Genomic DNA, 5,086 nt, shown 5'->3' with positions numbered 1-5,086 from the left:
CCGTCATCGTTACAGGGTGCGGATTCTTCAACGATCTGGCCACGGAGCCGGCCGGATGACGGCACCCCGAGTACGACGAGGCAGAGCACGCCAAGACGAATGACCAGCGCCCGTCCTCCGACGGGTAGAACCAGGCTCGCGGAGGTCGGGGGCGGCCCCGCTCCAGCATGTCGCTGTTCGTGACGATCAGAAAGCTGACGCGGTAGATCACCAGTAGGTTTGTAATGATCTGCATGAATTACGGAAGCTGGATGTCGCCGGTTTCCTGGCGCAACCGCCGGGTTCCGGCCAGTGGCGCCGAGCCTGGAGCGGTGGTAACAGAACGGTGGTGACTACGTGGACGAGAAGCCGCCGTCCACGAATATCGTCTGGCCGGTGATGTAAGCGGCGGCCGGCCCGGCCAGGAAGACCGCGGCGCCGACCAGGTCCGACAGTTCGCCGTTGCGCCCCACCATCGTGCGCGCGGCCATTGCCGTCGCCCGCTCCGGATCGTCGAAGACGGACCTGGTCAACGGTGTGCGGACGAATCCGGGCGCGATCGCGTTGCAGCACACCCCGTGCCTCGACCATGCCTCCGCCTGGGACCGGGTCAGTGCCGCGACAGCCGCCTTCGAAACCCCGTACGCGCCGCTGTTGCCGAACGCCCGGACCGTCTGCTGCGATGCCAGATTGATGATCCGGCCCCATCCCCGCTCGGCCATGAGGGGGCCGTAGCGGCGACCGAGGAGGAACGGCGCGTCAAGGTTCACAGCCATCGTGAGATCCCACTCGTCGTCGGTCAGCGTGCCGAAGGGCGGCCTGATGTTCACGCCGGCGGAGGCGACGAGTATGTCCGGTTCCCCGAATGGCTCGGCGGCCAGGTCGGCCGCCCTGCTCAGTTCCGCGCGGCTGGCTACGTCACAACGGACACCTTCGGCCAGTCCGCCGGCCACGCGGAGGTCGTCCACCACGGATTCCAACGCGTCGGCGCGTCGTCCCATGGCCACGACCCGAGCGCCGGCCCGGCCGAGCGCGATGCCCCGGCCGATGCCGGAGGTCGCGCCGGTCACCACCGCGGTGCGCCGCCGCAGTGAGAAGAGCTCGTTCAGGAAATCCGCCATCACCGTTCCTTCACCGGCCAGTGGTCAGAGCCATCGTTCTCGATCCGGGAGCTCCGAGCCTGGGATACACCTGAGGATCAGGGCGATCTCGGACCGGGCCCTGCCGACCGCCCGCGGAGTCCCTGGGGATGGTGACCTGCAACGTATGCGTCGAGTGCAGCGCGGGCCTGGGCCTGCCGTACGGGGTCAGCCAACTCGGGGCGGCGTCGGTACGCCTCGGCTTTGACATCCTGCCAGCGCCGTCCAGTATGCATGGGCCCGTCTCCTTGTCCTCTGCCGCCCTTCTTGCCGGTTACCGGGTTTCGTTGTCGTTCCATGGGTTGATCAGTGGGATTCCCAGGTGGGCGAAATCCCGGGTGTTACGGGTGGCGAGAGCCAGGTCGTGCACCGTGGCCGTCGCGGCGAGGAACCCGTCGATGACCGGCACCGGTCTGCCGTTGCGGTCGCCGTCCGCCACGAGTATTCCCCAGGCGTCGGCTATCGGGATGTCGACGGTGAGGATGCGGTCCGCGAAACGGGGTACCAGGTCCGTGTCCAGCCAGGCGGCCAGGTGCGTCCGCCGGTTGCCGGCCGGGAGGCGTTCGATCCCCCGGCGGATCTCCGCCAGTGAGAGGACGCTGATGAACGCACGGTCTTCGTCCAGCTCGTCGATCCAGCGGACGAGGGCGGGGTCAGGGCGTGGCCGCGCCCGTTCCGACAGGACGTTGGTGTCGAGAAGGACGTTCACAGGCCGATGCCAGGGGAGGTTTCCCGTGGGCGCTGGATGAGGTCGGCCACCTCGCCGAGCGGTGATGCGGCGAGAAAGTCACCCAGGGTGCCGCGGCGGCGTGTTCTGCGTTCCCATTCCTCGATGGACACCACGACTGCTGTCCGGCGCCCGTTACGGGTAATCGTCTGGGGTCCTTCGGAGGCGGCCCGGTCGAGCATCTCACTGAAGTGTGCCTTGGCGGACGCGGCCGTCCACTGGCTCGCTGGTTCGGTCACGACGAACCTCCGGTCAAGTAGGTCAGACTAGTCATAGTAGTCATGCGGCGGGCATGCAGCCAGGCCGGGACTGTCTTGCCGGGCAGTTGCCGTGCGGGTGTTGACCGTGACCTCGGCCGGGATGGCTGTTTCAACGTTCGTGGCCCCGGCAGCCTGTCCACCCGGGGCGGCCGCCGGTTGCGCCGCGGGGCGCTCGTCCGCTCGGGCAGCCTCGGCCGGCTGAGCGCGGCCGGCTGGTCCGCGCTGTACTCGCACGGCATCCGTACGATCATCGACCTGCGCAACGACGACGAGATCGGGCCATCCGGCAGGTCTCCGCGGCGAGGAAGACGTCCACACGCGAGGCCGTTCTCGCCACGCTGGCCGCCGTCGACGTCCCCGTCTGCCTGCGTTCCGCCGGCGTCCCCGCCGATATCTGTCTTCGGTGATATCGCTGTTTACGGATAGCGGCGTAGTATTGGTCAGTGGTGATACCGCCGGGTGAGTACCAGGTGGTCGCGGCGCGGGACCTCGGCGCGGCGATCAAGCACTTCCGAACCTCCGCCGGGGTGACGCAGGTGGCTGCGGCCGAGGCGGTGGAGCGGTGGGGAGCGGGCAGCCCGGCGCTGTCGGTCGGGCTACCCATCGGGGCGGTGATCGGCCCTCGGGACATGCGGGGTCTGGACTTCTTCGAGAACATCCTGCCTGAGGGGCCGACGCTGCAACGGATGGCGGCTATGGCCGGGGTACGCCCAGCCGACACCTACGGGATCCTGAAAGCGTTCGGCCGCGACTGCGCTGGCGCGATCCAGCTGCTACCCGAGGGCGAGGAGCCGGGCGACGTCCACCACGGCCGTGGGCAACGCCGACGCGCATGCCAAGAACTTCTCGATCCTGCACGAGGCTGACGAACCGACCGTCCGCCTCGTCCCGTTGTATTCAGTGAGCATCTTCCGGAGTGGATATTCTTAAATCCCTTCCGCTGGCCGCAGTCGTTCACCGGGTTGGCGGGGTACTCCCAACCGATCGCCGATCGGCGTTTTTGATCCAGGTCTTCTTTGTGTGGGCAGGGGTGGGCCCTATCGCATTCATGGTTCTACCAGAACCTGCCGTGGCTTCTGCCGTGCACGCCGACCAGCATGCCACTCCTGTGACACCGGCCAACGCAATGATCGATGAGTGTGAGGTTCTGGCCACGCCAGCGACCGCCCCACGCGGGACGAGCCCCTGTGGATGTACCAGCCCTTGTGGGATGTACGGGTGCGTTGCGTGGCATACTCCGCAGCTATGGGTGATAGGGGGATTCGGGCGGCGGCGATCCGGTGACGGGCGGGCAGCAGGAAGAGGAACCGACGCCGCGGTGGGATTTCTTCATCTCCTACACCGGTGTCGACCGAGGCTGGGCGGAGTGGGTGGCCTGGCAGCTGGAGGCCGCCGGGCTACGGGTGCTGATCCAGGCGTGGGACTTCATTCCGGGTTCGAACTGGGCAGTGCGGATGCAGCAGGGGGTCAGCCAGGCGGACCGCACCATAGCTTTGCTGTCCGAGGCCTATCTGACGTCGATCTACGGCCAGGCGGAGTGGCAGGCCGCGCAGGCCGCGGATCCACTGGGCTTCGCCAGCAGGCTGGTCCCGATCCGGATCACGGACTGCCCCCGGCCGGGGCTACTGGGGCAGATCGTGTCGTTCGATCTGTTCGATGTGCCCGCGGCGACCGCTGCCGCCCGGCTGCTCGAGCAGGTGAGGATTCTGCGGGCAGGACGGGCGAAACCCCCTGCCGCCCCGGTTTTTCCCGGCCTCGCCGATACGCCCGGCAGTACTACCGTGCTCACGTCCCCGCCGAGGACGCCGGGAAGGAGACAGCCCGTTCCGCCGCCGGCACCTGGCCCACTCGTACGTGGGACACCGGTCCGCCGCGCGGTGCTTCACCACGGCAGCCAACTCTCCCGCGCGCTCGGCGCTCCCGGGATCCGCGCGGTGATGTGGTCGCCGAACGACCGGCTGCTGGCCGCTGGCAGCGACGACAGCACCGTGACCGTATGGGACGTGGCCAACCCCGCGACTCCGGCACGTCGCGCCACCCTCACCGACCACCGTCACGGCAGTGTGAAGGCGGTGGGGTGGTCACCGGACGGCCACCTGCTTGCCACCGGCTGCGCGGACAGCACGGTACAGCTGTGGGAGATGACGGACCCCGCGAGCCCTGCCCGCCGCGCCGCCCTCACTGACCATCGCGACTGGGTGGAGGCGTTGGCGTGGTCACCGGACAGGCATGTGCTGGCCACCGGTAACCGCGACGGTACGGTGACCTTCTGGGACGTGGCCAACCCCCTGACTCCGACACGCCGTACCACCCTCACCGACCACCGCAGCCCGGTGCGGGCGGTGGCATGGTCACCGGACGGCCACCTTCTGGCCACCGGTAACCGCGACGGTACGGTGACCGTCTGGGACGTGGTCAGCCCCCTGACTCCGGCACGCCGCGCCACCCTCACCGACCACCGCGGTCCGGTGCGGGCGGTGGCATGGTCACCGGACAGCCGCCTGCTGGCCAGCGGCAGCGCGGACAGCACGGTACAGCTGTGGGGGATGGCCGACCCCGCGAGCCCCGCCCGTCGCGCCACCCTCACCGGCCACCGCGGCTGGGTGGAGGCGGTGGCATGGTCACCGGACGGCCACCTGCTTGCCGCCGGCAGCGTGGACAGCACGGTGACCCTGTGGGAGGTGACCAGCATCGCGGCCCCCACCCGCCGCGCCACCCTCACCGACCACCGCGGTCCGGTGGAGGCGGTGGCATGGTCACCGGACAGCCACCTGCTTGCTACCGGCGGTGCCGACTGGACGGTGATTGTGTGGGAGCTGCCCGATGCCCGGTAAATGGTTGTTGCGCCGGGTGAGTGTGGTCGGGCAGACCGTGACCGTTAGGCCGGAGTGTTGGAGATCCGGCCACGCGACGCCCGGATAGCTCTCCCCACGGGCAGTGATGTCGAGATCGCCTTCGGGACGAACACGTCCGATCCGGCC

At 68.8% G+C, this 5,086-nt stretch carries 6 protein-coding genes; 3 read left to right on the top strand and 3 right to left on the bottom strand.

Annotated features, from left to right (window positions below; translation table 11 throughout):
- Positions 1–332: 332 nt before the first annotated feature.
- From NBW84_RS17675 to NBW84_RS17665, 3 genes are all read right to left on the bottom strand, one after another.
- Positions 333–1,100: an SDR family oxidoreductase gene (locus tag NBW84_RS17675; RefSeq protein WP_250285839.1), complete on the bottom strand. Its 768-nt coding sequence runs from the start codon at positions 1,098–1,100 to the stop codon at positions 333–335.
- A gap of 292 nt (positions 1,101–1,392) precedes the next feature.
- On the bottom strand, positions 1,393–1,827 hold the full coding sequence (locus tag NBW84_RS17670; protein WP_250285838.1) for a type II toxin-antitoxin system VapC family toxin: 435 nt from the start codon (positions 1,825–1,827) through the stop codon (positions 1,393–1,395).
- Positions 1,824–2,084, bottom strand: coding sequence for a type II toxin-antitoxin system Phd/YefM family antitoxin (locus NBW84_RS17665; protein ID WP_250285837.1), 261 nt, complete (start codon positions 2,082–2,084; stop codon positions 1,824–1,826). The genes NBW84_RS17670 and NBW84_RS17665 overlap by 4 nt, the downstream gene beginning before the upstream one ends.
- 42 nt (positions 2,085–2,126) lie before the next feature.
- Here NBW84_RS17665 and NBW84_RS24475 point away from each other — a divergent pair, with 42 nt between their 5' ends.
- From NBW84_RS24475 to NBW84_RS17655, 3 genes are all read left to right on the top strand, one after another.
- Positions 2,127–2,531, top strand: coding sequence for a tyrosine-protein phosphatase (locus NBW84_RS24475; protein ID WP_445548752.1), 405 nt, complete (start codon positions 2,127–2,129; stop codon positions 2,529–2,531).
- A 17-nt stretch (positions 2,532–2,548) separates the two neighbouring features.
- On the top strand, positions 2,549–2,971 hold the full coding sequence (locus NBW84_RS17660) for a HipA N-terminal domain-containing protein (protein ID WP_250285836.1): 423 nt from the start codon (positions 2,549–2,551) through the stop codon (positions 2,969–2,971).
- 414 nt (positions 2,972–3,385) lie between these two features.
- Complete coding sequence (locus tag NBW84_RS17655) at positions 3,386–4,939, top strand: TIR domain-containing protein (RefSeq protein WP_250285835.1); 1,554 nt, start codon at positions 3,386–3,388, stop codon at positions 4,937–4,939.
- Positions 4,940–5,086 lie beyond the last annotated feature (147 nt).

The organism is Protofrankia sp. CiP1_Cm_nod2 (assembly GCF_920664355.1).
GTDB lineage: Bacteria > Actinomycetota > Actinomycetes > Frankiales > Frankiaceae > Protofrankia.
This window is presented reverse-complemented; position numbering and strand designations above follow the sequence as displayed.

Coding starts and splice junctions, on each gene's coding strand:
- NBW84_RS17675 (WP_250285839.1), bottom strand. CDS start 1,100: ATGGCGGATTTCCTGAACGAGCTCTTCTCACTGCGGCGGCGCACCGCG.
- NBW84_RS24475 (WP_445548752.1), top strand. CDS start 2,127: ATGCGGCGGGCATGCAGCCAGGCCGGGACTGTCTTGCCGGGCAGTTGC.